The organism is Actinomycetota bacterium, from assembly GCA_005888325.1.
In the GTDB taxonomy this organism is placed as follows: Bacteria; Actinomycetota; Acidimicrobiia; order Acidimicrobiales; family AC-14; genus AC-14.
The window spans coordinates 1-25643 of sequence record VAWU01000023.1 but is presented as its reverse complement, the minus strand read 5'-3'; the positions used below and the strand labels follow the sequence as shown (position 1 = coordinate 25643).

Below are 25643 nucleotides of genomic sequence, written 5' to 3'. Positions count from 1 at the left end.
GCAGCATCCGCTATCCGGCTCTCACACGCGTCACCCCGCCGCCACTCCACCGCGTCGTCTCAGGAGGAAAACGCTTGAAACTCATGAAGTACCGTCGGCTGGTCGCGACCGTAGGCTTGGTCGGGGCCGGCGCCATGGCGCTGCTCACCGGGCCGGCTCTGGCCCACCAGCAGAACGGCAACCCCGACCCGACCAACCCGGCCGACCCGAACTCGACCCCCGGTCGCCACGACGTCACCATCTCCAAGGCCGTGAGCCTGATCCGGAGCAAGGCGGATGGGTGCAGCTTCAACACCGCGCCGTACGGTCCGGCCTGTGCCACGCCGAGCACCGTCAACGTCAGCGCACCGACGTTCGGCGGCACGCCCGGCCAGGGCGTCACCGTGCTGCTGTGCAACGGCAAGCGGGCGGCGGGCACCGACTCGGGTGGCGACAACGACCCGCTGGGCGGCTGCGACTTCGCCAACGGCAGGGGGCTGAGCTCGATTCCGGGGTTCCCGGCGTCGAGCGGTGTCTTCACCCTCGACGGCAGCGGCAACCTGCCCGGCACGGTCACGCTCACGCTCACGTCGTGCAACGGCGCCACGGGCTCAGGGGTCCCCGACCTGCTCACCGCGTTCGGCGGGCCGACGTGCAACAACTCCAACGCCACCACGACCTGCCCGCCCACCCAGGGCCAGATCTCCAACGGGTGGACGTGCGTGGTACCGGTGGCCGAGTTCGACCCCAATGCACTCACGCCCGGCACCCACATCGGCTTCCGCGTGGTGAACATGAAGTCGCCGATCCCGACGAAGCTGTGCAACAACGTGGCGTGCGGGGCGACGATCTCGGCGGGCACGGTGGTCAAGGTGACCGGCGTGCGGTTCCCGTGCAAGGTCGTCGTGCCCGACGATCCCGGTACCGCGGGCGCCCAGGGCACCTGCCTGACCGCCTGGACCACCAAGACCATCCTGCTGAAGCGGGTGTCGAACGGCGCATTGACGGGCGTCACCCCAAGCTCCCAGACGGCGGGTACGAACGGTGACTACACGGTCACCTTCACGGTGCCGGCGGGGCTCGTGAGCGGCGAGAACTACAAGATCGTTCCTCACGCCCCAACCTGCACGTTCAACCAGGGCAACGCCGGCTACGCATCCCCGAACAACTGGCTGGTGAAGTCCTGCGAGAGCGGCGCGTTCAACGCCGCGGGGGCCCTGTTCAAGGCCACCTGACCCAACCCGCATCACACTGCATGCAATCTGCACGAGAGCCCCCTCCCTCCGGAGGGGGCTCTCGTCGCGTCCGGGCCGACGGGAGCCGTCAACGGGGCGGACACGCAGCGTTGACACGGCCTTAGCGTTCACACAATGATGACGGCGGCGTCACCTAACCACGGAGGGAATACGTGAAGCTCACGAGACATCGTCGCCTCGCTGCAGGCATCGCGCTGGTGGGGGCTGCGGCCCTCGGCCTCGCGGGGCCGGTCGGCGCACACCAGTTCGACGGCAATCCCGCCGCCCCATCCGACCCCGTCAACGGGCGCCACGACATGAGCGTCAAGTCCAATGGCGTCGAGAAGGAAGTCAGCCTCGTGCGCAGCAAGGCTGACGGCTGCAGCTTCAACACCGCGCCGTACGGCCCGGCCTGTGCCACGCCGAGCATCGTCGACGTGAGCGCTCCCACCTTCGGCGGGACGCCCGGACAGGGCGTCACGATCCTGCTGTGCAACGGCAAGTTCGCCGCCGGCACCGACAGTGGCGGCATGGGCGACCCGACGTCGGGCTGCGACGCGGCCAACGGCCGCGGCCTCAGCTCGATCCCGGGCTTCCCCGCATCGAGCGGGATCTTCACGCTCGACGGCAGCGGCAACCTCACCGGTGGCAGCGGTGGCGTCCCGCCGTCCGGCAACATCCCGTTGACCCTGCTCTCGTGCAACGGCGCCACGGGCTCGCATGTCCCCGACCAGATCACTGCCCTCGGTGGGCCGACCTGCAACAACCTCAACGCCACCTCGACCTGCCCGCCCACCCAGGGCCAGATCAGCACCGGGTTCCCGTGCGTGGTGACGGTGGCCGAGTTCGACCCGAACGCGCTCACCCCGGGCGCCCACGTCAGCTTCCGGGTGTTCAACATGAAGTCGCCGATCCCGACGAAGCTGTGCAACAACACGACGTGCGGGGCGACCATCTCGGCGGGCACCGTGGTCAAGGTGACCGGCGTGCGGTTCCCGTGCAAGACGATCCAGCCCGACGACCCGGCCGTGTCCGGCAACCAGGGCTCGTGCTTCGCGGCCTGGACCACCAAGACGATCCTCCTGAAGCGGGTGTCGAACGGCGCGCTGACGGGCGTCACCCCAAGCTCCCAGACGGCGGGTGTGAACGGTGACTACACCGTCACCTTCACGGTTCCGGCGGGGCTCGTGAGCGGCGAGAACTACAAGATCGTTCCCCACGCGCCATCCTGCACGTTCAACCAGGGCTCGGCCGGCTACGGCGGCACGAGCAGCTGGCTCGTGAGGGCCTGCGAGAGCGGCTTGTTCAACGCCGCGGGGGCGCTGTTCAAGGCCACCTGACCTGAACCGCACAACGCTGGACGCACTCTGCACGAGGGCCCCCTCTTCGGAGGGGGCCCTCGTCACTCGTCCACCTGAGGAGGGAAGCTGTGAAGCCATCGTCGTTCCGCCGGGTCGCAGCCTGCGTCGCGATGATGGGCGCCGGCGCGCTGGGCCTGCCCGCGGGACCTGCCGGCGCCCACCAGTGGAACGGCAACCCCGCCGCCCCCGCCGACCCGGTCGACGGGCGGCACGACGTCTCCGTCAAGAGCGGCGGCGTGGAGAAGACGGTCAGCCTCGTCCGCAGCAAGGCGGACGGGTGCAGCTTCAACACCAGCCCCTACGGGCCGGCATGCGCGACACCGAGCATCGTCGACGTGAGCGCCCCTACGTTCGGCGGCACGCCCAACCAGAACGTCACCGTGCTGCTGTGCAACGCCAAGCGGGTGGCGCCCACCGGCCAGGGCGGCGACGGCGACCTGCAGGACGGCTGCGACTTCGCCAACGGCCGGGGCCTGGGCTCGGTCTCGACCTTCCCCACGTCGAGCGGCACGTTCACGCTCGACGGCAGCGGCAACCTGCCCGGCACCATCCCGCTGACCCTGACGTCTTGTAACGGCGCCACCGGCTCGTTGGTCCCCGACGTGCTGACCTCGTTCGGCCTGCCGACCTGCAACAACGGCAACGCCACCTCGACCTGCCCGCCCACCCAGGGCCAGATCCTCTCGGGGTGGACCTGCGTGGTGCCCGTGGCCGAGTTCGACCCCGTGCAGCTCACGCCCGGCGCGCACATCGGCTTCCGGGTCTTCAACATGAAGTCGCCCATCCCGGCCAAGCTGTGCAACGGCGGGGCGTGCGGGGCGACCGTCCCGGCCGGGGCGACGGTCCAGCTCACCGGTGTCCGCTTCCCCTGCAAGACGATCCAGCCGGACGACCCGGTCGCAGCGGGCAACCAGGCCGCGTGCCTCGTGGCCCACGGCAACAAGACGATCCTCGTGAAGCGGACGTCCACCGGAACGCTCGAGGGCGGCGCCATCACACCCACGTCGCAGACGGCCGGGCTCAACGGTGACTACACCATCACCTTCCCGATGCCCGACCTGCTGCACGACGGCGAGCTGTACAAAGTCGTTCCCCATGCGCAGGACTGCATCTTCAACCAGGGCGCCAGCACCACCGACCCGAACTTCCCGAACTCCTGCGAGAGCGGCAAGTTCAACGCCGCCGGCACCTCGGTCAAGCAGTAGGCGCCCTCCGCACCCTCAGCTGACGACCTGCTTGGCGCGCTCGATGACCGCGTCGATCATGCCGTACTCCTTCGCCTGCTCGGCGGTGAACCAACGGTCGCGGTCGGAGTCGGCCTCCACCTGCTCGACGGTCTGGCCGGTGTGCAGCGCGATGCGCTCGGCCATGATCCGCTTGGTGTAGACGATCTGCTCGGCGTGGATAGCGATGTCGCTGGCCACCCCCTGCATCTGAGCCGAGGGCTGGTGCATGAGGATGCGCGCGTGCGGCAGCGCGAAGCGTTTGCCCGGCGTGCCCGCGCACAGCAGGAACTGGCCCATCGACGCGCCGAGCCCCATGCAGATCGTGGCCACGTCACACCCGATGTACTGCATGGTGTCGTAGATCGCCATGCCTGCGGTGACCGAGCCGCCCGGTGAGTTGATGTAGAGGTAGACGTCGCGGTCGTCGTCCTCCGCGGCCAGGAGGAGGAGCTGGGCGCAGATGAGGTTGGCGATGGTGTCGTCGACCTGCGTGCCGAGGAACACGATGCGCTCCTTGAGCAGGCGGCCGTACACGTCGTTGGACCGGTCGGCGATCGTCGGCGTCTGCGCGAGGTGAGGCGTGAGTTCGCTGGGCATGCAGTCGAGGCTACCGCCGGCGGCAGGGCTCGGTGACCAGGTCGGTGCCGGGTGTCGTCTGACGTACCGCGATCGCGCGGCTTCGCGCCGCGACATCGGTGCCCCGGCATCCCGGTAGCCTCGGGCCGTGCCTGCCGCCGAGCTGCCAGCCGCGCTGCCGATCCGCGCCGGGGCGCTGGCCGACCTCGCCGCCGAACATCGCGCGCGATGGCTCGCCGCGGTACTGCCCCACGGCCCGTGCATGGTGGTCGCGGGCGGCGCCGCGCTCGCCTCGACCCTTGCCGCCGACAGCCGTCGTGCAGTCGTGCTCGTGGAGCACAACGCGGCGCGTGTCGAGGTCGCTTCCCGAGTCGTGGCGCCGGGCGTTCGCGTCCTCCACGGCTCGCCGCACGAGATCGACCTGGCCCGGGGGTCGTTCGCGAGTGCAGTCGTGGTCCTCTCGTCTGCGTACGGCGGTGTCACCGCCGTGGACACGGCCGACGATCTCGTCGCCCGCGATGGCGCCATCGCCGTCGTCGCCGCGCCGCGGCTGGCTGCCGATGCCGGCGCCGCGCTCCGACGAACGGGACGGACCGTCACCGCGTTCGACCAGGTGGTGCGAGCGGTGTCGTGCATCGGAGTGAGTGAGGCACCGGTCGTGGCCGACGCCTGGGCGGCCACCTCGCCGGCGGCCACGGAAGGCGTCGTGCTGATCGCCGGCGCCGCGGGCGCCCCTTCGGCGCTGCTCGGTCCCGACACCGGTCCGACGACGCTGCGAGCGAGCATCGACGATCTGGTCAACGGAGTGACGGCGGCCCACACGCGCGCTCGCCGCGCCGAGCGCGACGCGGCGCGCGCCGGCGACGTCCGGCGCCTGCTGCTCGAGGCCGAGCAGGCGATCGACTCGGTGCCCGACCTCCACGCCGGTCTCGATGCCTGTCGCGCCGAGCTCGTTCGGTACGACGCCGAGCTCGCCGCCGCGAACGCGCGTGCTTCCGCGCACGCCATGCGCGTCGAGGAGCTCCTCGCGTCGACCAGCTGGAAGGTCACCGCGCCGATGCGCCGGCTGTCCGATCGAATCCACCGCCGGTGAGCGATCAGATCGCAGTGGGCCCCACGTGACGAGGGTCGCCCATTGGGGGACGTTCGAGGTCGCCAACCTCGGTGATCTCCTGTTCCCGCTCGTGCTCGAGCACCACCTGCGCGCCGCCAACGGCGAGGTCGAGGTGCAGTGGGTCGGTCCGCTCGGCGGGACCGCCCCGATGGGTCTCGAGCGCGCCGTCGCCCGAGCCCTGCCTTTCGAGCACGAGGGGTTCTGGCAACAGGCGTCGACGGTCGACGCCTTCGTCCTCGGCGGTGGCGACCTGGTGCACAACGCCGAGATCGTCATCGAGCGCGCGGGCGCGCCCGATCGCATCGCGTTCGCGCCGTTCGCCACCGACCTCGGCTTGCTGGCCGAGGTGCGACCGGTCGCCTGGAACGGGGTGGGTGTGCCCGTCGACGTTCCCGACGCGCTCGCCCCACTCCTCCGAGCCGCGACCGCGTCCGTCGATCTGTTGGCGGTGCGCGACGAAGCCAGCAGGTCACGCCTCGAAGCGGCCGGGGTGGAGCGGCCGGTCGACGTCGTGCCCGACACCGCCGTGCTCATCGACGACGTCGTTCCCCGGCAGGTGCGTGCGCAGGCCATCGAGCGGCTCCGCGCCGACCGACGCGTGCCGGGCCCCGGTGAGCCGCTCGTCGTGGCGCACCTCTCCTTCGCGACGCCGGCCGTGCTCGAGGCGACCGCCGCCGCCCTGGCTGCCGTCACACACACGCGACCGACGGCCAGGTTCGTGCTCGTCGCGCTGGGGGAGACGCACGGCGACGGCGCGACCCTGCGATCTCTGGCGGAACGGGTCGGGCCGTCGGCCTCCGTCGTCGCCAACCCCTCGGTCGAAGAGGCGGTCGCGGTCCTCGCCCACGGTGACGTGGTCGTGTCGACCAGCTACCACGCCGTGCTGCTCGCGACCGCACTCGGCGTCCCCGCCGCGCAGTTCCGCCATGCCGCCTACCGACCCGCCAAGCACGACGCGCTCGCCGGGGTGCTGGGGCGCGAGCGGTGGCTGCTCGAACGCCCGGCCGACATCGCAACCGCAGTCGACGCGCTGCTCGACGGCGCCGGCCCACCCGATGCGAAGCGAATCGCTTGCATGCGCCGCGGCGCCGAAGCACATCTCAGGCGGGTGGCCGCTGTGGTCGTCCTCGGCCGCCGCCCGGGGGTCGACCTCGCCGAGCGCACCGCCGCGCACCGCCACGTCGTCGCCCGGCTCGCAGCCCGCGCGGACGCCGAGTCGGCGCTCCGAGCCGACGTGGCCCTGCTGCGCGAGCACCATGACCGCGCGGTGGCGCGAGCGACCGATGTGGAGGCCGCCTACTTGCAGGCCCACGACCTGCTCGCAGCCGGCGACGGGAACACCTCCGGCGCGCGGCCGATCTGACGGAGCTCGCTCAGGCCGAGCCGTGGGTTCTGGCCAGGTGCCACATGGCCTGTCGTTCGACGTCGGTCATGTTGGTGTCCTTCACCTTCCAGTCGACGACGTCGGCCAGATGGCACCGCACGGTGTCGAGATCGAAGTCCCGCAGGAAGCTGTCGACGAGGATCGCTCGGCCCCGGCCGAGCACCGCGGCCTTCACCCGTCCGAACGGGATCCCGCCACACGCCATCAGCACCCAGGTCAACGCGACGTCGGTGGACCCGTCGCCGCGGGTGGCGTTGGGCCAGTCGATCACCACCGGCCCGTTCGCGGTGAGCATGACGTTGAGGGGGTGCAGATCGAGATGCAGGAGGCGGTCGCCCTCGCCAAAAGGAGCCGGACGGAGCCAGTCGGGGCCCGGAATTTCGTGCAGGCGACGGTGCAGGTCCGCGAGGACGGTCGCCTGGTGGCGGATCGTCCACGGACGTCGACTGATGGCCGCGACCATCGAGGGCCCGACGAGGCGCTCGATCACCAGCTCGGTCCCGTCGTCGCTGATCTCCTCGACCGCGGGCACCGGATACCCGTGGGCTCGTGCGTAGTCCATCGTCCGGGCCTCGGTGGCCATCGATCGCCCACGACGCGACCGTCGCAGCACCAGCCCGGGGCCGCACTCGAAGATGTCCGAGTCGCGTCCCGACGCGAGGAGCGGGCCCGGTTGTCTCACAGCACTGACCGTAGCGACGAGCCGACACCCGGTGCCCCTTAGCCGTTCCCTTGTCACGTGAATGGGCCCATGGACCCATGGAGACCGTGAACACGGACTGCGACACTTGTGCTGAACCGTTGCGTCGGATAGAGAGCAGGCGGCGCTCGTCGACGGAGACGGGACAGGGGGATCGATGCTTCGCGTGAGAAGGCAGCGCGCCCGTGTCGCGCGGTTGTCGGCGTGGCTATTCGTCTCCCTCTCGACCCTCTCGTCCGTCGCAGGGTGCGGCGGATCCGAGGCCACCGCTCGACTCGACTCCAAGGCGCCCGTGGTGCTGAGCGTCTCGCCACCCGACCCCTACACGGCCGTTCCCGTCGACGCCAACGTGGAGGCCACCTTCTCCAAGCCCATCGAACCCTCCGCGATCAACAACGACACGTTCACCCTGGTGCGCGCCGGCTCGCTGGCAACCGTGTCGGCCCTGGTGAGCTACGACCCGTCGACCCGGAAGGCGACGCTCGACCCGACGCGCGACCTCGACCCGACCGCCGTCTACAGCGCCAGGTTGACCACCGGCGTCACCGACACGTCCGGCAACCCGATGGCCGACGACCGGGAGTGGTTGATCACGACCGCCGGGGGGGCGCTTCCCGCCGGCGCGCTCATCAAGCGGGAAGCCGCAGCGACCGTCGTGAACACGACCCCGACGCGCGCGGTGACGGTCGCCAAGCCGGCGGGCACGGTCTCCGGCGACGTGCTGGTCGCGTGCCTGGCCCTGAACACCAGGCGGGTGGTGGCCGGCGGCGCTCCACCGGACTGGGCGCCGATCGCGTCGGAGACCTCCATCCCGAACCCGCACGTGTTCGGCTACTACAAGGTGACGGGCGACTCCGAACCCGCCGACTACACCTGGCTCCTCTCCTCGGCGGCGCAGAGCAGCGGCGGGATCGCGCGTTACTCGGGCGTGGACACCAACTCGCCCATCGAGGCCGTCGGCACGAGCGCCTCGAAGGTCATCGCCACTGCGGGGACGATCGCCGGGGTGACGACCACGACCCCCATGACCATGCTCGTCGGGTGCATCGGGGTCAACTCCTCCACTGCCGCGGTCGCGTTCACGTCCCCGCAGGGGATGGCGAACGTCTGGGACCTCGCCGGCAAGCGCCACGCGCTCGCCGAGGGCCTGCAGGCGTCGGCCGGACCGAGCGGAGACAAGACGTGGTCCTTCCGCGCCCGCCGGGAATGGGCGGGATGGCTCGCCGCGCTGCGTCCGGCCGGCTGACCGGCACCGGCCGGCAGAAGAGGACTGCGGCCGAATGGGTCATGCGCCTCATTGAGCGCCGCGCGCCCGCCCGTTACGTTGCCGTCAGCGCAGCGGAGATTGGTCGGGGAAGGGGGGTTACGCCGAGGGCGGAGGGCCCCCCTTCACCCTTTCCCGGGCCTGTCAGCCGATGGGCGACGTCACCTGCTCGGTGACACCCACCTCGGGTACGACGGCCGGGAGGATCCCCTCGTCGCGGAGCAGCGCCCCGATCGCTTCCGCGCCCTCGGGGGCCGCCATGTAGAAGCCCTGGGCCAGGTCGCAGCGCATCTTCCTCAAGACGTCTGCCTGAGCTCCCGTCTCGACGCCCTCGGCCACGGTTTGCAAGTGCAGCGAACGGGCGAGCGAGACGATCGGTCGCGCCAATGAGTGCTCGTCCTGCCCCGAGTCGATGGCCGCCACGAACGACCGGTCGATCTTCAGGATGTCGATGGGGAACCGCTGCAGGTAGCTGAGCGACGAGTACCCCGTGCCGAAGTCGTCCACCGCGAGCCGGACACCGAACGCCTTGAGAGCGCGCAGTCGCTGGATGGTCGCGTCGGTGTCGTGCATCATCACGCCCTCGGTGATCTCGAGGATCAAGCTCGAGGCGGGAAGTCCGGAGACGTCTAACGCGTTGCGCACCTCTTCGACCACGACGTCCGACGTGAGCTGGTGAGGAGACAGGTTCACGCTGACGCTGAGCGTCGCATGACGCGGGTGTTCAAGCTGCCAACGACGAACCTGCATGCACGCGGCTTCGAGCACCTGCCGGCCGAGCTGGTGGATGAGCCCGGTCTCCTCGGCCAGGCCGATGAACATCGAGGGAGGAAGGAGCCCACGCTCGGGGTGTTGCCAGCGGACGAGAGCCTCGACACCCGACATGCGCCGCGTCGCGAGCGCGACGATGGGCTGGTAGTGGACGACGAGCTCGCCGAAGTCGAGCGCCCTCCGCAGGTCTGCCTCCATCTCGAGGCGGCGCACGGCAATCGCATGCATCTCCGGCTCGAAGATCTCGTAGCGGCCCTTCCCCCGACTCTTTGCCGTGTACATGGCGAGATCGGCGTTGCGAAGCAGCTGGTCGCTGTCCGTGCCGGGAACACCAAAGGCGATTCCGACGCTCACGCCGATGAACATCTCCAGTCCCGCAATCGTCAACGGACGCTGGAGCGTCTCGAGCACTCGCTCGGCGAGCTCGGTCGCCTCTCCCTTGTCCGGGAGGTCCTCCAGCAGCACCGCGAACTCGTCGCCTCCCATTCGGGCCGCGGTGTCTTCGGGTCGGAGACAGTTGCCGAGACGATCCGCCATCGCGACGAGCAACTCGTCGCCCGCATTGTGACCGAGGCTGTCGTTCACGGTCTTGAAGTTGTCGAGGTCGAGGAAGAGGACGGCAAGGTGACTGTCGCTGCGGCCCGCCCGGACGAGCGCGTGCTCGACCCGGTCCCGGAACAGAGCCTGGTTGGCGAGCTGGGTGAGCGCGTCGTGGAACGCCTGGTGGGTGAGCTCGTTCTGGAGCCGCTTGTGCTCCGTGATGTCGCGGAAGCTCCAGACCCGGCCGACGACCTCGCCGTCGACGAACTGGGGCTTCGAGTGACGGTCGAACGTGCGTCCGTCCAGGAAGTCGATCACGTCATAGCTCTCGGCTTCCGGTCGGGCGTAGAGGTCGTGGACCTTGGTGAGGAACGCCTCGGGGTCGCACAGCTGCTCGACCACCCAGGCGAGAGCCTGGTCGTCGTCACCTGACTCGAGCACCGCGTCGGGCAGACGCCACATCTCGGCGAACTGACGGTTGAACCTCGAGATGCGCCCATGGCCATCGACGACGAGGATCCCGTCCGCGGTGGAGTCGAGCGCCGCGCCGAGCAGCGAGAGCGCCTCGCCCAGGTGCGCCTCGGCGCGCTTGCGATCAGTAATGTCCTGCGCGGTCCCCGACATGGCGATCGGGCGCCCATCCATCCACGACGTCACCGCGCCCCGGCCGTGCACCCACCGCACCGAGCCGTCGGACAGCGCGACGCGGAAGTCGCGGGCCAGCGGAGGCCCTCCTTCGAGCGCGCCGCGCACATCGTCGTCGATGGCGGCTTGATCATCCGGATGCACACCGGGGAAGGAGGCTCGCGTTGACGGCGTGAAGTCGACGTCGGCAACGCCGAAGAGCCGGTAGAGCTCATCGCTCCAGGTCACGCGCCCGGTCTCGACCTCCCACTCCCAACTCCCGATCCTGGCGACCCCCTGCGCTTCGGCGAGCTTCTCCTCGCGGTCCGAAGCCGCTTGCAGCAGTGACTCGTTCAGCTTCCAGGAGGCCACGCCCGCCGCGCTCAGCCCGAGGATGAAACCGCCATGGATCGCGGCCCACGCCCAGGGGTGGTCGATGGCGGACTGATGGTTGTAGACGGACGACGGTGCGAGCACTCCGCCCGCTCCGTGCTGGAACACCACGTACGCGATGGCGATGAGGAACGGCCACCAGTCCTGGTACAGGGTGATGACACCTACCATGACGAAGTAGTGGAAGTGCATCTCGATTACACCCCCGGAGAGGTGCACGAGCGTGGCCGAACACGTGAGGAGCCCGAGCGAGGTGATCACCGTGCTGAGCCGCCGGCGCGGCCGCAACGTGGTAGCCGTGAACGCGAAGATCGCGATCACACTCATCTCGACGGTGCTGTGCGCCACGGTCTGGTGGCGGATCAGCGAGAAGCCGAACAGGGCCGGGACGTGGAGCCACAGCAGCACCAGGATCCACCGATGGCGCTGAGCCCACACTTCGTCGGGCAGCGTGCTGCCCTTCGGCAGGTGACGCCAGAGCGTGCGGGTGAACGACGCGCGGCGGGACCTGGTTGCCTCGCCCGTCGAGCGGGGGCTCGGCCACGGAGAGGTCGGCCGCACATCTCGTGCGCCATGCCCGTCGCGACTCGCGCGCGAGGCCACGGCCCCGGGATCGGTCATCCCCCGTAGCATCGGCCCGTCGATCGGGCCCGTTGAGGGGATTCTGGGGTGACCGGCGTGCCGGTACAGGCGGCGAGCTGCCGCTCAGCCGTTGCTGGTGATGCGTGCGGGGTCGACGAGCACTGCGGTTCGACGTTCCTCGGCCATCACCCGGTCGTAGGTGTCCCAGTCGTCGTGGGTGCCGCCGGCCGCGGTGAAGATGTCGCGCAGGAGCGCGGCCAGCGCGTCGGGAGCCTCGTCGTCGTCGGGCCCGACGATGCGCACCGGCCCTTCGACGCTGACCCACTCCCAACCCGAGCGGAACACCACCGCCGCCCGGCCCGCCCGGCGCAGGTACGAGAGCTTGCGGGCGTCGCCCCGCGCGACGAACCCGACGCATGGTCGCCCGGTGCCGGGGTCGTCGAGCACGCCCGCGTTCACCAGCGAGGCGTGGACGGTTCCGTCGGGCCGCGTGGTGGCGACCACCGCGAGGCCTTGGTCCGCCGCGACCAGGCGGCGAACGAGATCGAGCTCGGCGGGCATCCGGACTGCTTACACCGATCGCGCCCGGCCCGCGCCCATCACGGTTGCGGTTGACAGACCCACGGCGTCGGCGCCATGATTTGAGCGAGTGCTCAAATCAATCGCTCAAGCAACTCGCGCAAGAGACCGAAGGAGACGGCCGTGGCCCGACCGGGAACTGCCAGCCGACTGTCGAGCGATCAAGCGACGAGCTCCGCGGCAACCCGGCAGGCGCTCGTCGAGGCAGCCATTGGAGCGCTTCGCGACGAAGGGTTCGCCGGCGCGAGTGCCCGTTCCATCGCGGCGCGGGCCGGCTGCAACCAGGGCCTCGTCTTCTACCACTTCGGATCCGTGGTCGGACTTCTCCTGGCCGCACTGGACGAGGTCAGCGAGCTGCGCCTGGCGCGCTACTCGACGGCGGTCGGGGGTGCGCGCGGACCGTCCGAGCTCGTGCGGGTGGCAGCCGACATCTTCAGAGAGGACCTCGACGCGGGTTACGTCACGGTCCTCGCCGAGCTGATCGCGGGCGCCTCGTCCACGCCGGGGCTCGGCGCGGAGCTGGCAAAGCGGTTGGCGCCGTGGACCGCGTTCGCGGAACAGGCAATCCGCGACGCACTCGTCGACTCGCCGCTCGGAACGCTGCTCTCCGGCCCGACCATCGCCCACGCGATCGTCGCCCTGTACCTCGGCCTCGACATGCTCACGCAGCTCGAGGCCGACCGCCGGCCCGCCGAGTCGCTCTTCGCCGAGGCACAGCGCCTCGCAGCCCTGTTCGAGGTGCTCAGCGCAACGGTGCCCGACCCGAAGGAGAAACCATGAGCACGCCATCGACCAGGCGCGACGAATGCGGTCATCACTCGCGGCGCGACACGGGGCTCGACGTGGTGACGGGGGCCTTCAGCTACTCCGGTCGCGCCATCGCACGACGGCTGCTCGATGGCGGCCGAGAGGTGCGAACGCTGACCGGTCACGCCGAGAGACGCGACACGCAGGCGATCGACGTCCGGCCGTTGGACTTCGACGACCTTCCGGGGCTGGTCGCGCATCTGCGCGGCGCGACCACGCTCTACAACACCTACTGGGTGCGCTTCGCCGCGGGCCGGACGGATCACGATCAGGCCGTGGAGTGCTCACAGACACTGTTCCACGCTGCCCGTCGCGCAGGCGTCCAGCGCATCGTGCACATCAGCATCACGCACCCGTCGATCGACTCGCCCTACCCGTACTTTCGCGGGAAGGCACGCGTGGAACGATCGCTCGCGGAGACGGGAGTTCCGTACGCGGTGCTTCGCCCCGCGATCCTCTTCGGCGAGCGCGGCGTCCTGATCAACAACATCGCCTGGCTGCTGCGCCACCTTCCCGTGTTTGCTGTCGGAGGCCGTGGCGACTACCGCGTCCGCGGGATCCATGTCGAGGATCTCGCCCGGCTCTGTGTCGAGGCGGCGCAGCATCGCGAGGACTCGGTGATCGACGCGGTGGGACCGGAGCGACCCACATTCCTCGAGCTGGTCGAGTGGATCAGGCGTGCCGTGCACAGCAGAGCCCGCATCGCGCACGTTCCCGGAGGACTGGTGCCGATTCTCTCTCGCGGCCTCGGTCTGGTGCTGCGGGACGTGCTGCTCACCCGGGACGAGTACCGGGCGATGGCCGACGGACTGGCCGACACCGAAGGACCCGCGACCGGCCGGATCGCCCTCTCGAGCTGGCTGGCCGAGAACGGGGAGTCCCTCGGCACCCGCTATCGCAACGAGCTCGACCTCCACTTCCGGTGACATGGGCCGGTCGACGCGTCGGGGCCGTGAACATCACGTCCCATGCGACATGAGCTCCTGGCGGGCGACGGCCGCCGCCAACAACGCCGAATGGTGCGACGTCGTGTGCCGGTCCCACGGTGCGAGGACCCGGTTCGACGCCGACGCGTGGACCAGTGAGGCGCGAGCCCCGACCTACTTCCCCGACGCCGTCACGCTGGTGGACGATCCGCCCGTGCCCGACCTGTTGTCTCGGATCGACGTGTCGGCGGGGTGTTCGATCAAGGACAGCTTCGGCTCCCTCGACCTGACTGGCGACGGGTTTCGGGTGCTCTTCGACGCGGCGTGGATCGTGCGGACGAGCCGAGCACGCCCGCCCGACGGGGCGGGCCCGAGATGGGACCTGGTGCGGACCCCCGGCGGCCTAACGACGTGGGAGCAGGCCTGGCGGGGCGACGACGGCCCGACCGGCGTCTTCCGAGCCGAGTTGCTCGACCACGACACCGTCGAGGTGTTGGCGGCGCGTGCGGGCGAACGGGTCGTGGCGGGTGCCGTCCTCAACCGCAGCGCGACGGTCGTCGGGATCTCGAACCTCTTCGCGGCACCGCGTGTCACCGCCGCAGCCTGGTCGGGCTGTCTCGCGCTCGCCAGCGCACTCCATCCGACGTCGACCTTCGTCGGCTACGAGTCGGGCGACGGATTGACCGCCGCCCGGCACCACGGGTTCGAGACGGTCGGTCCTCTACGCGTGTGGGTCCACGACGGTTGAGCCGCCGCAGCGGGGTGCACACCGCGCGCTCACGAAGACCGTCGCACTTCGGGAGCGATAGATGGGCGTCAGGTCGACGAGCTCGAGGAGTCGCTCTCGTGAGGGCGAGAAGCCGTTGTCCAGGTAGACCAGCTCGGCCCTGCCTCCACGTAGCTCGTGGTCCATGCGCGCGAGCTCCTGCGAGAACCCGGGCACGGGTCGGCGCGTGTAGGCGCTGACGTCCGTCGGGACGTCGACGACGTGGCGACCAGTCAGGAGGTAGAGCAGCGGGGCGTCATTCGAGTAGATCGTGATGGCTCGAGGTGTGTCCCGGATCCTCGCGAGCAGAGGCCATCGCCCTTCCTCCCTCGCCCTCACTGCCACCCCGTTCCGGCGGGCGTACCTCGCCCAGCGAACCGAGTTGGTCGCATGCGGCACGACGACGGCGATCACCACCACGATCGGCAACGCGGCGAGGGCCATCTTCGAGAGTCGCGCCCGTCGCACCGCGTCGCGCAGACCGGCCGTGAGGAGGACCGCCACCACCGGGAGAACCGGCAACAGGATGCGAGGAGCATCACCCGGGATGCTCGCGTCGACGAACGTGGCGGACGCGAGCACCCCCAGCACGTACACGACCGCGAAGACGCCCAAGGTCGACGTCACGTCGCGGCTGGCGTCCCGGTCCGCCGCCTGCCTCGATCGAAGCTGCACGAGCGCGAGCACTGTCAGTCCGACGGCCACGACGCCCGCAAGCGTCCTGGCGGAGCCGGGAGCGGACCAGAGCCATGAGCCGAAGGTGTCGATCAGCGCGCGCAGGTCTGCCGCCGCCGGGGGATGCACACCGAACGGCCGGTTCACCGGCCGGGCCGCCCGCAGGACGCTGTAGGCGAGGAAGCAGACGAGCGGTCCGAGACTCACTACGCCATAGATGACGACGGTGCGGACGCGGCACCGACGTCGACGCACGGCACCGACGAGGACGATGAGCCCGGTGAGGCCGTAGGCCGCGCCGACATACCTCGTGAGCGCGGCCAGACCGGCCAGCCCCGCGGCGACGAGCAGCAGCGTGAGCGACGCGCCGCTTCGCGGCCCGAGGAACCGAATGAGCACGACGAGCCCGAGCGTGCCGAGGCAGATCATCGCCGGTTCTGACATGACCATCGCGTCGACCGCGATCATTCGGGTCGACGAGACGACGAGCACTGCCGCCAGGGCCGCGGTGCCGAGCGCGCCGTCCGTGAGCGACCGGCTGAGACGGATGACGAGCAGCACGGTCACCACCGCGAAGAGCAAATTGAGCCAACGAGCGAACTCGAGCATCGGCAGCCCGATCAGCTTGTGTGCCGCGAGCAGCGCCGCATAGAACGGCGGGAACTGGGTGAGGAGCACGGGCTCCGGCGTGCCGAACGGAAGGGTGAGCCCGTGTCCGGCGAGAAGGTTGCGCGCCGCACCCACGTAGAGGGCACTGTCCTCCGAAACGCTCATCCCCCGTCCGGTCGCGACGACGTGCAGCAGGAGGACCCACCCGGCCGCGAGCGCGCAGAGCACGCGGAAGCTGGACGGGCGAGAGGCTTGGCGGATAGCGGTCCGCGCCGGTGCGACACCGGCCCCTCGCTCCTCGACCTGTTGCACGTCGTCTCCCGGTCACGTCGCCGCGTCGCCAACCGGCTAAGAGGCCCTGGAGGGGTCATCGGTCCGTCGCCGGGAGCGCTTGAGCGGGCGCGAGCCGGCACTACGGTGACCGGGTGCGCCGGCGGACCGCTCTCGTGCTCCTCCCGCTGGCGCTGATCTTCCTCGCGACCGGCTTGATCGAAGCTTGGCGCGATGCACCGACGGTCGACGAAGCCATCGACGTCGCCGCGGGCGTCACGAGCATCGTCCGCCACGATCTGCGACTCATGCCCGAGCACGGTGTGCTGACCCGCGTGTTGCCCGCGGTTCCCGCGTTGCTCGCTCATCCCGTGGTACCCGACGGCCCCGGCTACAAGTCCGGCGACTGGTTCGACAACACCGACGAGTTCGTGCGCGCCAACACGACAGCAGGCCGCCTCCGCCGCGTCGTGTTCCTGTCCCGTCTGGTCCCGCTGCTCGAGGGTCTCGCGATCGCGTTGATGCTCTACCTGCTCGGCCGGAGGTTGTTCGGCGAGCCGGCAGGGGTCTTGGCGGCCGGGTTGTGGCTCACCACACCGGTGTTCGTCGGCTTCGGTCACATTGTCAGCATCGACGTCGCGTTCACGCTCACGACGCTCGGGGTCAGCTTCGCGCTGCTGAGGTTTCTCGAGGCGCCATCGCAACTGCGGGCCCTCGTCGTGGGGCTCGTCGCCGGCGCCGGCTTGCTCGTGCGTCATCTCGGGCTCGTTCTGGTTGCGATCGCGGTCGTGGTCATCGCCGTCGAAGGCGTCCGGCGAGCTCGCCGCGCCGCCCTGCAGCAGGCGGCGATCGTCGCGTTCGTGTCGTGGGCCACGGTGTGGGTCGTCGTGCGGGTCGTCGCGTCCCCTCCCGGCGGCGCCGGCGGGTCACGGCTCGACAACATCATCCAGGCGGGTCGCGGCAACTCCTTCTCGAGCCGCCTGGTGCTCGCCATCCCGTGGCCCAAGGAGTGGGCCGCGGGGTTCGCCTATCTCGTCCTCACGTCCACGGCAAGGCCCGCTTACCTCTTCGGCCAGGCGTGGAACGGCGGACGCTGGTGGTACTTCCTCGGGGCCGTGCTCGTGAAGGTCCCGCTGGTTGCGATGGTCGCATTGGTGATCGGACCGCTGGGTTGGTCGCGGGTCCCGCGGGCCGATGTCCGCCGAGCAATCGCCGTGATCGCGTTCCCCGCCCTCGTGTTGTGTGTGGTCGTCGCGGCTCAGCCACTCGACCTGGGCCTGCGCTACGCGTTTCCGTCGCTCGCGCTGTGGTTCGTCGCCGCCGGACCGGTCGTGTTGCTCGGCACGCGCCTGTGGCGGCGCATCGGCGCGACTGCATTGGCCGTCACGCAGCTCGCGGCGTTCGCCGTTGCCTATCCCCACGCGATCGCGTGGACGCCACCACCGTTTCAGCCGGCATACCGCTATGCGACCGACTCCAACGTCGACTACGGGCAGGACGCCGGTCGCGTCCGCGACTGGGCAGCGGGACGGGCTCCCCTGGTCGACCTCCTCTTGCCTCGCGGCGTCGACCCGCCACCCGGGAGCCGCCCACTGCTCGGTGCCCCGACCGCGAAGGTGCTCGGTTGGGTCGCGGTGTCCGCGACGAGACTCGCAACGGTCGATCGGGACGCGCTGTCATGGCTGCGCGCGTATTGCCCCGTGGGGACGATCGGTGGAAGCGTGCTCCTCTATCGCTTCGACGCACCCGTCGATCCGAGGCCGGGTCCGACCATGCCGGTCGACGTGTGCTCGGGCGATGCGTCGGTGCGAAGTCGCGGCTGAGCCTCCACGCACGTACGCTCCATGCCGTGGCGGCGCCGCGACGCTCGACAGTGCTCGGCATCACCGCCGCCCTCGTCACGGCCGCGGCATATCTGCCTGGCTCCGGTCGAGCCTTCGACTACGACGGCTCGGTCACCGTGGCGAAGTTCGTGCGCACGGAGTCGCTCCTCGATCCATTTCGCCGGCAGGTCGTGTTCAACAACCACCCCGCGTTCTCGTTCCTCGAACATCTCGTCTACTCCGTCACCGGCAGTGCCAGCAGCTCGGTGATGCGCCTGCTTCCGATCGCGGCCGCCGCCGCCTGTGTGGGCCTGCTGGTCGGCGTCGCAGGGCGGCGACTGGGTCCGCGGATCGGGCTGACCGCCGGGGGCGTGAGGTCCGCGGCTACAGCTTGGTCTGTCTGTGCGGGCTTGCCGCCACGGTTCTGCTGCTCGACCTCGAGCGCTCATCGTCTCGCGCGAAGAGCATCGGCTACGTCGCGGTTTCGACGTTGGGGCTCGCCACACATCTCTACATGGCCTTGGTGCTGCTCGGCCACGTCGCCTGGCTCTGGACACGCGGGCGAATCACCGCCGAGTGGCGCACTCGCTGGCTGGTGGTGACCGTGCTGGGCCTCACTGTGTACGTGGGCCTCGTCGCGCTCATGGCCAAGACGGGTCGCGGCCGCGTGTTCCACCCGAAGTTCCTTGCGACGCTGGCGGGAGATCTCCTCGGGCGGGAGCCCGTGGCGATGGCCATCATCGGGGCTGGTGTCGCGGTGACGCTGTGGTCGCTCCGCGCCCGTCGCGAGGCGAGGACGCTGGCCACGCTGTACCTCGCGATCGTTGTCCTCCTCTGGCTGCTCGCCCCCCGCGACCTGTACTCTCGCTTCTTCGTCTGGAGCATTCCGGCGGTGGCGCTCGCCGCGGCGGTCGGCCTGGCGTCGATTCGGCTTCCGGCGCTCGTCCTTGTCGCCGCACCCCTGGCTCTCCTGCCTTCGGTCCACGGCTACGGACGTGATGCGTTGATCAACCGAGTGGCCGCCCCCTACGTGAAGTCAGTACAGACCCGCGGCGGCCACGCCTGTGGCATCGGCTACGCGACGGAGACGCTTCCTGCGTATGTGGACGGTGTTGAACACATCGTGCGCTCCGATCAACTTGCTCACTGCCAGATCTCGGTTGCGGTGGAACCGACGAACGATCCCAATCTCGTCGCCGCCGCGAGTCGCTTCTATCCCCACCATCTGTGGCTCGGGGCACGCACACCGGGCCTCCTGTTCTGGCGGTAGAGCTACAGATGCACCACACCCGATGGCGGGTCAGCGATGAATCCTGCGCGTGATTGAGGTCTCAACTGGTGTCGTCGCCACCAGGAGGAGGAAGACATCGTGGGCAAGCTCATCGTGACCGAGTTCGTGACGCTGGACGGGGTGGCGCAGGCCCCTGGACGGCCCGACGAAGATCGCGACAGCGGCTTCGTGCACGGCGGATGGCAGGCGCCGCTGGTGGATCAAGAGTCCGGCAGCGCCATGTTCGAGCACGCGAGGAGCATGGACGCCCTGCTCCTCGGCCGGAAGACCTATCAGATCTTCGCCGACTACTGGCCAACGGCTCCCGACGAGATCCCGTTCACCGACCTGCTCAATCGCGTGCCCAAGTACGTCGCGAGCCGCACGCTGACCGGCCCGCTGACATGGCAGGGCTCGACGCTCGTCACTGGTGACTTCGTCGAAAGGATCACCGCCGTGAAGGAGCGCCACGACGAGGTCCATGTCATAGGCAGCCTTGACCTCGTGCAGTCACTCCTGCGTTTCGGCCTGATCGACCGACTGAACCTGTGGCTGTACCCGCTGCTGCTCGGCAACGGCAAGCAGGTGTTCGCCGACGGGACCGTACCGACCAGGCTGCTCCTGACCGAGTCCGTCACCTACCCCAACGGCACGCTCCAGCTCAGCTACGAGACTGCCGGAGCTCCCACCTACGGCAACCTCGCCGGAGATGACTAGCTGTAGTGACGCCGACGCGGCGGCGCCGCCGCAGCAGCTCCGGCGGGTCCGGCGGCCTGCCGGTCTCCTACTGTTCGGGAGTGATCGACTTGCGAGAGGCGGCGGCGTCCATCGGACGTTTCGCCGACGCGGGCGACCTCGTCGTGATCCAACGTGCCGACGACCACATCGTGTTCGATGCCGGAACCACCATTGTGAAATGTGGGACTCGCGACGAGTTCGGTATCGAGGCCTGGGCGTGCGAACGCGCACGTTCAGTCGGAGTCCCGGCGCCGGAGGTCATCGCGATTGACCGGTCCGCGCCGTTCCCGTACCTCGCGCTGCGCAAGGTTGGCGGAGTTCCTCTCATCGACGATCGTCTGCCGCTCGAACTTGCCGTCAAGGCTGCTCGTGAGGCCGGCGCGCTGTTGCGACGGTTGCACGAGCTCAAGCTGGTCGGCTTCGGCTGGGCGGACCGGGCGCATTTCGAGCGCACCGGTGAGGTCCGAGGGAAGAGCGAGTCCTGGCCCGAGGAGATCAGCGCTGAGCTCGAGCCGGCGCTGCAGGAGCTCGTGTCCCTCGGAGCTCTTACCCCCGCACAGGCGCAGAGCATGCGTGACGAGATGGAGTTGGCGAGGAGGGCCACCGAGGCGATCACCGAGGGAGTGTTCCTCCACGGCGACCTTGGACGGATGCACGTCTTCGTCGACCCCGAACACGGCGGCGTCACCGGGTTCGTCGACTGGGGCGATGTGCAGGTCGGGGACCCCGTGTGGGACCTCGCCATCACCGGTTGCCATCTCGCGAGCCCCTCTGAGGGAATCTTGCGCGTCCACCACGCGCGGCAACCGGACCTGTTCCCGCGCGTGGTCGAGGGCTACGAACCAGCGCCGGACGTCGCGGAGCGACTGACGGTGCTGGGGTCGTTCTACCTGGCGTATCGACAGGCATGGGTCGCCCGGATGGGGCCGGGAGAAGGTGGCGTCCCCAACCCGTCGCTCGCCATGCTGCTCGGCAAGCTCGACAGAGAGATCGACGCGTGACAGCGCGGCGAGATGCCGCCGCAACTGTCCCCGACGAGCAAGCGCCAGATCTGCTCCGCGCTCTGGGATCAGGGCATCTGACGCGCCGATCGGGCCACGCCCTCGTGGGATCCTTGTCGTGTGCACCACCGGCTCCCCCGCCTCCTCGTCGTGGTGGTTGCCCTCGCCGCGTGTAGCTCGGAGAAGCCCTCCACCGCCACCAAGAAGCTCCACGGCATCCCGACTCTCACAGGAGCAACGCGACCTCCAGGTGCCGAGTTGGGGAATGGCTTCACTGTTGCCGCGGGCGCGGCGCTCATGGCCGACGTGTTTCCCCTCGGGGCCGATGAGGCGCTCGCCAATCTCCCGTTCCGAGACGGGGGGTGGCGCGCGCTGCTCCTCGTCACCGGTGACCCCCGCGAGGTTGTTCGTCATTACCTGCGGCAGGCCGAGCGCCACGGCCTCACCCTCCGTTCGGGCGACCGTTGGTCAGGGCCGTCGATACCCGAAGTTCCCCGTCCCGACGTGTACTGCGGGACCGATGCCGCTGAGGGCTATCTGTGCGCGGCGGCGGGCGCTCGGACCACCGGGTCTCGCACTCGGTCGTTTCAACTGCTGCTGCGCCGCCAGTCGGAGTCCCGTGGCGTCCCGCTGAGCTCGTCACGCTCACCTACCGCGAGGGCACTGCGCAGGTACCACCGACATCCGGCCCGACTCCAGCGACGCAGTTCGGGCCCGCGCCGCCGTCCCTTGCGGCCCGCTGGCCGTCGTTGCCTCGTCCGGGCCAGCTACTCCCGGTGGCCCTCCCCGATGCGCAGGGGATACGAGTCAGAGTCGAAGGCCACAGCCGACCAGTTGCACACGCGGTGATCGGCACCGACTGCGCGGTCGGGAGTGCCGTGGTGGTGCTGCGCATCGACGGCGATCCCGCCACGGTGCTTTCCGCCTATCGACGCCAGTTCGCGAGCCTCGTGACGGCCGACGACGCGGCCGGGAGTGGTGTCCAGCGCGGACACACTCAGGGCACACGCGTGCTTCGTGTGAGCGTGCTCGGTGACCTGACGACGACACGCTCACCGGCTTCGTGCGCAAAGGGCGTCCGACGTGGGGGTTGCTCGAGACCTGCAACGAATAGGTGGCGGCGCGCCCCTCGACCGCGAGCTAGGACTCCGTGGACGGTTGTGGAGTGTGCTGGACCCGAGGTCTGCGCCGGGGCGATCGAATGGCTTGCTGCAGACTCGGCCAGAGAGTCCCGGCTCTGGTGGCAGGCGAACGCTACGGAGCGGGCAAGCGATAAGCGTGGAGTCTGCGGTCCGTTGTACCCACGAGCACACTGCCATTGGCCACGACCGGCGTCGTGAGTGGCTCGCCCCCCGTCAGCGAACCCGTCCACAACGGCTGACAGACTCCCCCGATACAACCGCCAGCCGAGAACGCGTGGAGCTTGCCGTCGTTGGCAGCCGCGAACACGATGCCGTTGGCCACCGAAGGCGGACCGCTGAAGCCTTGCATGACGCCGATCCAGAGCGGCGAGCAGGTTGGCGTGCCGCAGCCGGTCGCCCGGAAGGCATACAGGGACCCCTCTTGCGCGTTCACGAGCACCACGCCACGAGCCACCGCGGCCGGCGAGACCGCCAGGGTGCCCACGGTGGCCTTCCAGATCGGCGCGCACGTCGGCTGGCCGCAGCCCATTGCCGGGAAGACCGCGAGTTCCCCGGAGTCGGTCGTGACATACACGAGCCCGTCGCTGACTGCGGGCGTGGATCCGGCGATCGTGTAGGACCACAGCGGCGTGCAGGTCTTCGGCGGGCCGCCGCTGCAGTTCACGACCCCGGTGGCGTCATACGCGCCCGCGCCGGCGTAGAGAATGCCGTCTGCCACGGCGACACTGGGAAGGCCGATCCCCGACGCCCGTGCCCCAAAGAGCACCTCTCCGCTGGCAGAGTCGCGCGCCTGCCAGCCGTGCGAGAAACCAGTTCTGTCGAGAACACCGAAGCCGTGGTAGACGACGTGGCCGACGACGGCGGGCGCGCCACTGGGAGCTGGGCTCGGAGAAGACCAAACCAGCGTCCCGTCGCTGGCCCGGTAGGCGTTCAAGGTTCCGTCGACGCCGGTCCAAACGGAGACGTAGAGCAGACCTCCGGCGTAGGCCGGAGGGCCCCAGCCTCCGATGGAGTTCGGGTAGGTGAGTGACCAGCGAACAGAGCCGTCGTGTGGGTCAAGGGCCGAAAGGGTGGAGGGTCGGATGTCGTCGTCAGAGGCGATGAAGACCGACCCCTCTGCCACCAACGGGTCGTGTGGGATGCCGAGTTGGGGTCCGGACCACGCCGCTTGCAGCTGCGACACGTTGTCTGGGGTGATGACCGTCTCCGCGGGGTTGTGCCCGGTGTGGCTTGGACCGTAGCGGTACTGGGCCCAGTCGCAGGAGGTGAAAAGGAGACATGCCGCTGTGGTGATGACAACAACAGCGCGTCTTCTCATCGCCACAAGGGTACAGAGCGAGCCTCGAGGCGGCAGTGCCGCTCGGTGCTCCAGCTTCTGTGCTCACCGAGGCGGTGCGCCGGGAACGGTCTCTGTTCGCTGTAGCTCGCTGACCCGAAGCTGGTACGTGTCCTGATGTGGGAGCTGCCCGGCGGCGACCAGCGCATCGTACTGCTCCTTTGCGACGTCACTCAGCGGCTTGACCCACACGCCGGTGCCGTACGCGCAGATCTCACTCCACTGCCCGATAGCACCTGAGTCGAATCGCATCGCGACGATCGCGTTCGATCCGCGCATACGGGCCTCCTCGATCATGCGAGCCATCGCTTCGTTACGGCTCTGAGCCAGAAGTTTCGTGAACTGGGGTATCTCGCCGCCAAAGATGGAACGCAGTCCGGCAGCGCATCCGGAGCCGATGTTGCGTGCGCGAACCGTGAGTCCGAAGATCTCGCCTTGGACAGCGACCGTCTCATAGCCCGGGAAGTCAAACGCCGTTGTGATGAGCATGCCGAACGGTAGGCGGATCACGAGATGCCCGCTCCGAACTGTCTCGAAATCTGTAGCGCCGAGCGTTGGGCCGCGTGAGACTCCCGTCACCACGCCGGTTCGGAGAGGCCCAGCCCATGGACTACACGCGCTTGTCAATGCCACTCGGGGAGGCGATCTTCACGCAGCGCTCGATCCGGCGGTTCCGGCCTGACCCGATTCCGCTCGATGACGTCCGCCTCATACTCGAGGCAGCGGTCAAGGCGCCGAATGGCGGTAACCAACAGATCGCGCGGTTTCTGCTCGTCAGTGATCGAGGCGCGATCCGGGAGTTCGGCACCCTCTACCACGAGGCATGGTGGGCGAAGCGCCGCGACGAGGGCTTCGAGCACTGGGAAGACCTTCCATCGCGTTACCATCCTGCCGCCGGATTGGCCGACGCAATGCGCGAGGTCCCTTGCATCGTGTTCGCTTTGGCGATGCACAACGGGCCGCCCGACTCCGTGATTCCGGCAGTGCAGAACTTGATGCTCGCGGCGCGCGCGATCGGGATCGGCTCGGTGCCCACGACGCTCCACCCGTCCGTCATGGCTCGCTTCCACACGATGTTCGGCATCCCGGACGACGTCGGTTTCCACTTCTGCGTGCCGCTCGGCTATCCGAGGGGCAACTTCGGTCCGAACGTCCGCAAGCCGACAGCCGAGACAACCTTTCTCAACCGCTGGGGCTCCTCTGTGCCCTGGAAATGACAGTCGCTTACGCTTCCCGTGGCCGAAGTCGATCCTGACGACGACGCCGTGGACCGATGGATCGTCCATTGGTATCGGTACGACCCCACCCGGCGGGAGCGCCGGAACACAGTGGTGGCGGCGTTCGACAACGAGCTCGAGTTCTTACGACGCGTCGGGAAAGCCCATGTTGAATTGCAGCGCCTTCAGGCGGAGGGCCGGGCCGAGCGAGTCGAGCGGATCAGCGGCGGCGTCAAGTGGGCGGGGTCCACCGCTGAAGGCCGCGCTCGGCGGGCAGCATCGCGAGCCTTCCTTCGTCGTCCTCCCCGCTGAATGCGCGCTTGTCCGGCCGCCCTGCATCCGGGTCCCTCCCGCTAACGTAAATCCGCAGGTCACGAGGTCGCGCGGGCGTGGCGGAACTGGTAGACGCGCCGGGTTTAGGTCCCGGTCCCGAGAGGGATGGAGGTTCGACTCCTCTCGCCCGCACTCCCACACCTGGTCGAGGTCCGTCGATGGTTTCGCAGAGTTCGCCGCCGCCGAGGCGGCGGCTAGCTTCGTCGGTGACGCAGACGGTTGTGGTAGCCGCAGGCCAGCCGGCCGTTGTCCTCGACGGTGAGCCCGCCCACCGAGTACGGCTGCACGTGGTCGATCTCGCACTCGTCGGCACGACGCTCGCAGAACTCGTGGAAGCACTCCCGGTCGCGCACCTCGACCGCGCGGCGGGTGGCGCCGGTGAACAGGCGCCGGCGCACGCCG

21 protein-coding genes and 1 tRNA gene are annotated in these 25643 nt (G+C 69.4%); 14 read left to right on the top strand and 8 right to left on the bottom strand.

Features of this window, described 5'->3' with window-relative positions:
• The first annotated feature begins 83 nt into the window (after positions 1-83).
• From E6G06_07395 to E6G06_07385, 3 genes are all read left to right on the top strand, one after another.
• Entirely contained in the window at positions 84-1214 is a 1131-nt protein-coding gene (locus E6G06_07395) for a hypothetical protein (GenBank protein TML91960.1), read from the top strand.
• Between the two features lie 173 nt (positions 1215-1387).
• Positions 1388-2554, top strand: coding sequence for a hypothetical protein (locus E6G06_07390; GenBank protein ID TML91959.1), 1167 nt, complete (start codon positions 1388-1390; stop codon positions 2552-2554).
• An 89-nt stretch (positions 2555-2643) separates the two neighbouring features.
• Positions 2644-3780, top strand: coding sequence for a hypothetical protein (locus E6G06_07385; GenBank protein ID TML91958.1), 1137 nt, complete (start codon positions 2644-2646; stop codon positions 3778-3780).
• 15 nt (positions 3781-3795) lie between these two features.
• On the opposite strand, the gene E6G06_07380 is transcribed toward E6G06_07385, so the two are convergent.
• Positions 3796-4398: an ATP-dependent Clp protease proteolytic subunit gene (locus tag E6G06_07380; protein TML91957.1), complete on the bottom strand. Its 603-nt coding sequence runs from the start codon at positions 4396-4398 to the stop codon at positions 3796-3798.
• A 911-nt stretch (positions 4399-5309) separates the two neighbouring features.
• Here E6G06_07380 and E6G06_07375 point away from each other — a divergent pair.
• Positions 5310-6854, top strand: coding sequence for a polysaccharide pyruvyl transferase family protein (locus E6G06_07375; GenBank protein ID TML91956.1), 1545 nt, complete (start codon positions 5310-5312; stop codon positions 6852-6854).
• A gap of 10 nt (positions 6855-6864) precedes the next feature.
• Here E6G06_07375 and E6G06_07370 read toward each other — a convergent pair whose 3' ends face one another.
• On the bottom strand, positions 6865-7860 hold the full coding sequence (locus E6G06_07370) for an aminoglycoside phosphotransferase family protein (GenBank protein TML91955.1): 996 nt from the start codon (positions 7858-7860) through the stop codon (positions 6865-6867).
• On the opposite strand from E6G06_07370, the gene E6G06_07365 reads away from it, so the two are divergent.
• Positions 7733-8821, top strand: a complete 1089-nt coding sequence (locus tag E6G06_07365; protein TML91954.1) for a hypothetical protein — start codon at positions 7733-7735, stop codon at positions 8819-8821. The two genes, E6G06_07370 and E6G06_07365, sit on opposite strands and share 128 nt — an antisense overlap.
• 162 nt (positions 8822-8983) lie before the next feature.
• On the opposite strand, the gene E6G06_07360 is transcribed toward E6G06_07365, so the two are convergent.
• Both E6G06_07360 and E6G06_07355 read right to left on the bottom strand, forming a co-directional pair.
• Positions 8984-11800: an EAL domain-containing protein gene (locus E6G06_07360; GenBank protein TML91953.1), complete on the bottom strand. Its 2817-nt coding sequence runs from the start codon at positions 11798-11800 to the stop codon at positions 8984-8986.
• Positions 11801-11872: 72 nt separating this feature from the next.
• A complete protein-coding gene (locus E6G06_07355) occupies positions 11873-12310 on the bottom strand; it encodes a TIGR03618 family F420-dependent PPOX class oxidoreductase (GenBank protein ID TML91952.1) in 438 nt (145 codons plus the stop codon).
• A gap of 96 nt (positions 12311-12406) precedes the next feature.
• Here E6G06_07355 and E6G06_07350 point away from each other — a divergent pair, with 96 nt between their 5' ends.
• Genes E6G06_07350 through E6G06_07340 form a run of 3 tightly spaced genes read left to right on the top strand, consistent with a single transcriptional unit; the run spans position 12407 to position 14809 of the window.
• Complete coding sequence (locus tag E6G06_07350) at positions 12407-13108, top strand: TetR/AcrR family transcriptional regulator (protein ID TML91951.1); 702 nt, start codon at positions 12407-12409, stop codon at positions 13106-13108.
• The gene (locus E6G06_07345; GenBank protein ID TML91950.1) at positions 13105-14061 is read left to right on the top strand and encodes an NAD-dependent epimerase/dehydratase family protein; all 957 of its coding nucleotides are present in this window, start codon (positions 13105-13107) and stop codon (positions 14059-14061) included. Before E6G06_07350 ends, E6G06_07345 begins: the two co-directional genes overlap by 4 nt.
• Positions 14062-14110: 49 nt before the next feature.
• Entirely contained in the window at positions 14111-14809 is a 699-nt protein-coding gene (locus E6G06_07340) for a hypothetical protein (protein ID TML91949.1), read from the top strand.
• Here E6G06_07340 and E6G06_07335 read toward each other — a convergent pair.
• Positions 14783-16423 (bottom strand): hypothetical protein, encoded by a 1641-nt coding sequence (locus tag E6G06_07335; GenBank protein TML91948.1) that lies wholly within the window; start codon positions 16421-16423, stop codon positions 14783-14785. The genes E6G06_07340 and E6G06_07335 overlap by 27 nt on opposite strands.
• A gap of 113 nt (positions 16424-16536) precedes the next feature.
• On the opposite strand from E6G06_07335, the gene E6G06_07330 reads away from it, so the two are divergent.
• The 4 genes from E6G06_07330 (at position 16537) to E6G06_07315 (ending at position 21213) form a co-directional block, all read left to right on the top strand.
• Positions 16537-18204: a glycosyltransferase family 39 protein gene (locus E6G06_07330; protein TML91947.1), complete on the top strand. Its 1668-nt coding sequence runs from the start codon at positions 16537-16539 to the stop codon at positions 18202-18204.
• A gap of 391 nt (positions 18205-18595) precedes the next feature.
• Positions 18596-19474 carry a hypothetical protein gene (locus tag E6G06_07325; protein TML91946.1) on the top strand — a complete coding sequence of 293 codons (879 nt, stop codon included), beginning with the start codon at positions 18596-18598 and terminating at the stop codon, positions 19472-19474.
• 99 nt (positions 19475-19573) lie between these two features.
• Positions 19574-20191, top strand: a complete 618-nt coding sequence (locus E6G06_07320) for a dihydrofolate reductase (GenBank protein TML91945.1) — start codon at positions 19574-19576, stop codon at positions 20189-20191.
• Positions 20192-20196: 5 nt separating this feature from the next.
• A complete protein-coding gene (locus E6G06_07315; protein TML91944.1) occupies positions 20197-21213 on the top strand; it encodes an aminoglycoside phosphotransferase family protein in 1017 nt (338 codons plus the stop codon).
• Between the two features lie 1254 nt (positions 21214-22467).
• Here E6G06_07315 and E6G06_07310 read toward each other — a convergent pair.
• Both E6G06_07310 and E6G06_07305 read right to left on the bottom strand, forming a co-directional pair.
• Complete coding sequence (locus tag E6G06_07310) at positions 22468-23679, bottom strand: hypothetical protein (GenBank protein ID TML91943.1); 1212 nt, start codon at positions 23677-23679, stop codon at positions 22468-22470.
• 57 nt (positions 23680-23736) lie between these two features.
• Positions 23737-24180 carry a YbjQ family protein gene (locus E6G06_07305; GenBank protein TML91942.1) on the bottom strand — a complete coding sequence of 148 codons (444 nt, stop codon included), beginning with the start codon at positions 24178-24180 and terminating at the stop codon, positions 23737-23739.
• Positions 24181-24296: 116 nt separating this feature from the next.
• Between E6G06_07305 and E6G06_07300 the strand changes: the two genes are divergently transcribed.
• Both E6G06_07300 and E6G06_07295 read left to right on the top strand, forming a co-directional pair.
• Positions 24297-24908, top strand: a complete 612-nt coding sequence (locus tag E6G06_07300; protein TML91941.1) for a hypothetical protein — start codon at positions 24297-24299, stop codon at positions 24906-24908.
• A 383-nt stretch (positions 24909-25291) separates the two neighbouring features.
• Positions 25292-25373 (top strand) — tRNA-Leu (locus tag E6G06_07295).
• 62 nt (positions 25374-25435) lie between these two features.
• On the opposite strand, the gene E6G06_07290 is transcribed toward E6G06_07295, so the two are convergent.
• A partial coding sequence (locus E6G06_07290) for an HNH endonuclease (protein TML91940.1) occupies positions 25436-25643 on the bottom strand: 208 nt, incomplete at its 5' end.

Coding starts and splice junctions, on each gene's coding strand:
- E6G06_07395 (TML91960.1), top strand. CDS start 84: ATGAAGTACCGTCGGCTGGTCGCGACCGTAGGCTTGGTCGGGGCCGGC.
- E6G06_07380 (TML91957.1), bottom strand. CDS start 4,398: ATGCCCAGCGAACTCACGCCTCACCTCGCGCAGACGCCGACGATCGCC.
- E6G06_07375 (TML91956.1), top strand. CDS start 5,310: ATGCCTGTCGCGCCGAGCTCGTTCGGTACGACGCCGAGCTCGCCGCCG.
- E6G06_07365 (TML91954.1), top strand. CDS start 7,733: ATGCTTCGCGTGAGAAGGCAGCGCGCCCGTGTCGCGCGGTTGTCGGCG.
- E6G06_07360 (TML91953.1), bottom strand. CDS start 11,800: ATGCTACGGGGGATGACCGATCCCGGGGCCGTGGCCTCGCGCGCGAGT.
- E6G06_07355 (TML91952.1), bottom strand. CDS start 12,310: ATGCCCGCCGAGCTCGATCTCGTTCGCCGCCTGGTCGCGGCGGACCAA.
- E6G06_07345 (TML91950.1), top strand. CDS start 13,105: ATGAGCACGCCATCGACCAGGCGCGACGAATGCGGTCATCACTCGCGG.
- E6G06_07340 (TML91949.1), top strand. CDS start 14,111: ATGAGCTCCTGGCGGGCGACGGCCGCCGCCAACAACGCCGAATGGTGC.
- E6G06_07305 (TML91942.1), bottom strand. CDS start 24,180: ATGCTCATCACAACGGCGTTTGACTTCCCGGGCTATGAGACGGTCGCT.
- E6G06_07300 (TML91941.1), top strand. CDS start 24,297: ATGGACTACACGCGCTTGTCAATGCCACTCGGGGAGGCGATCTTCACG.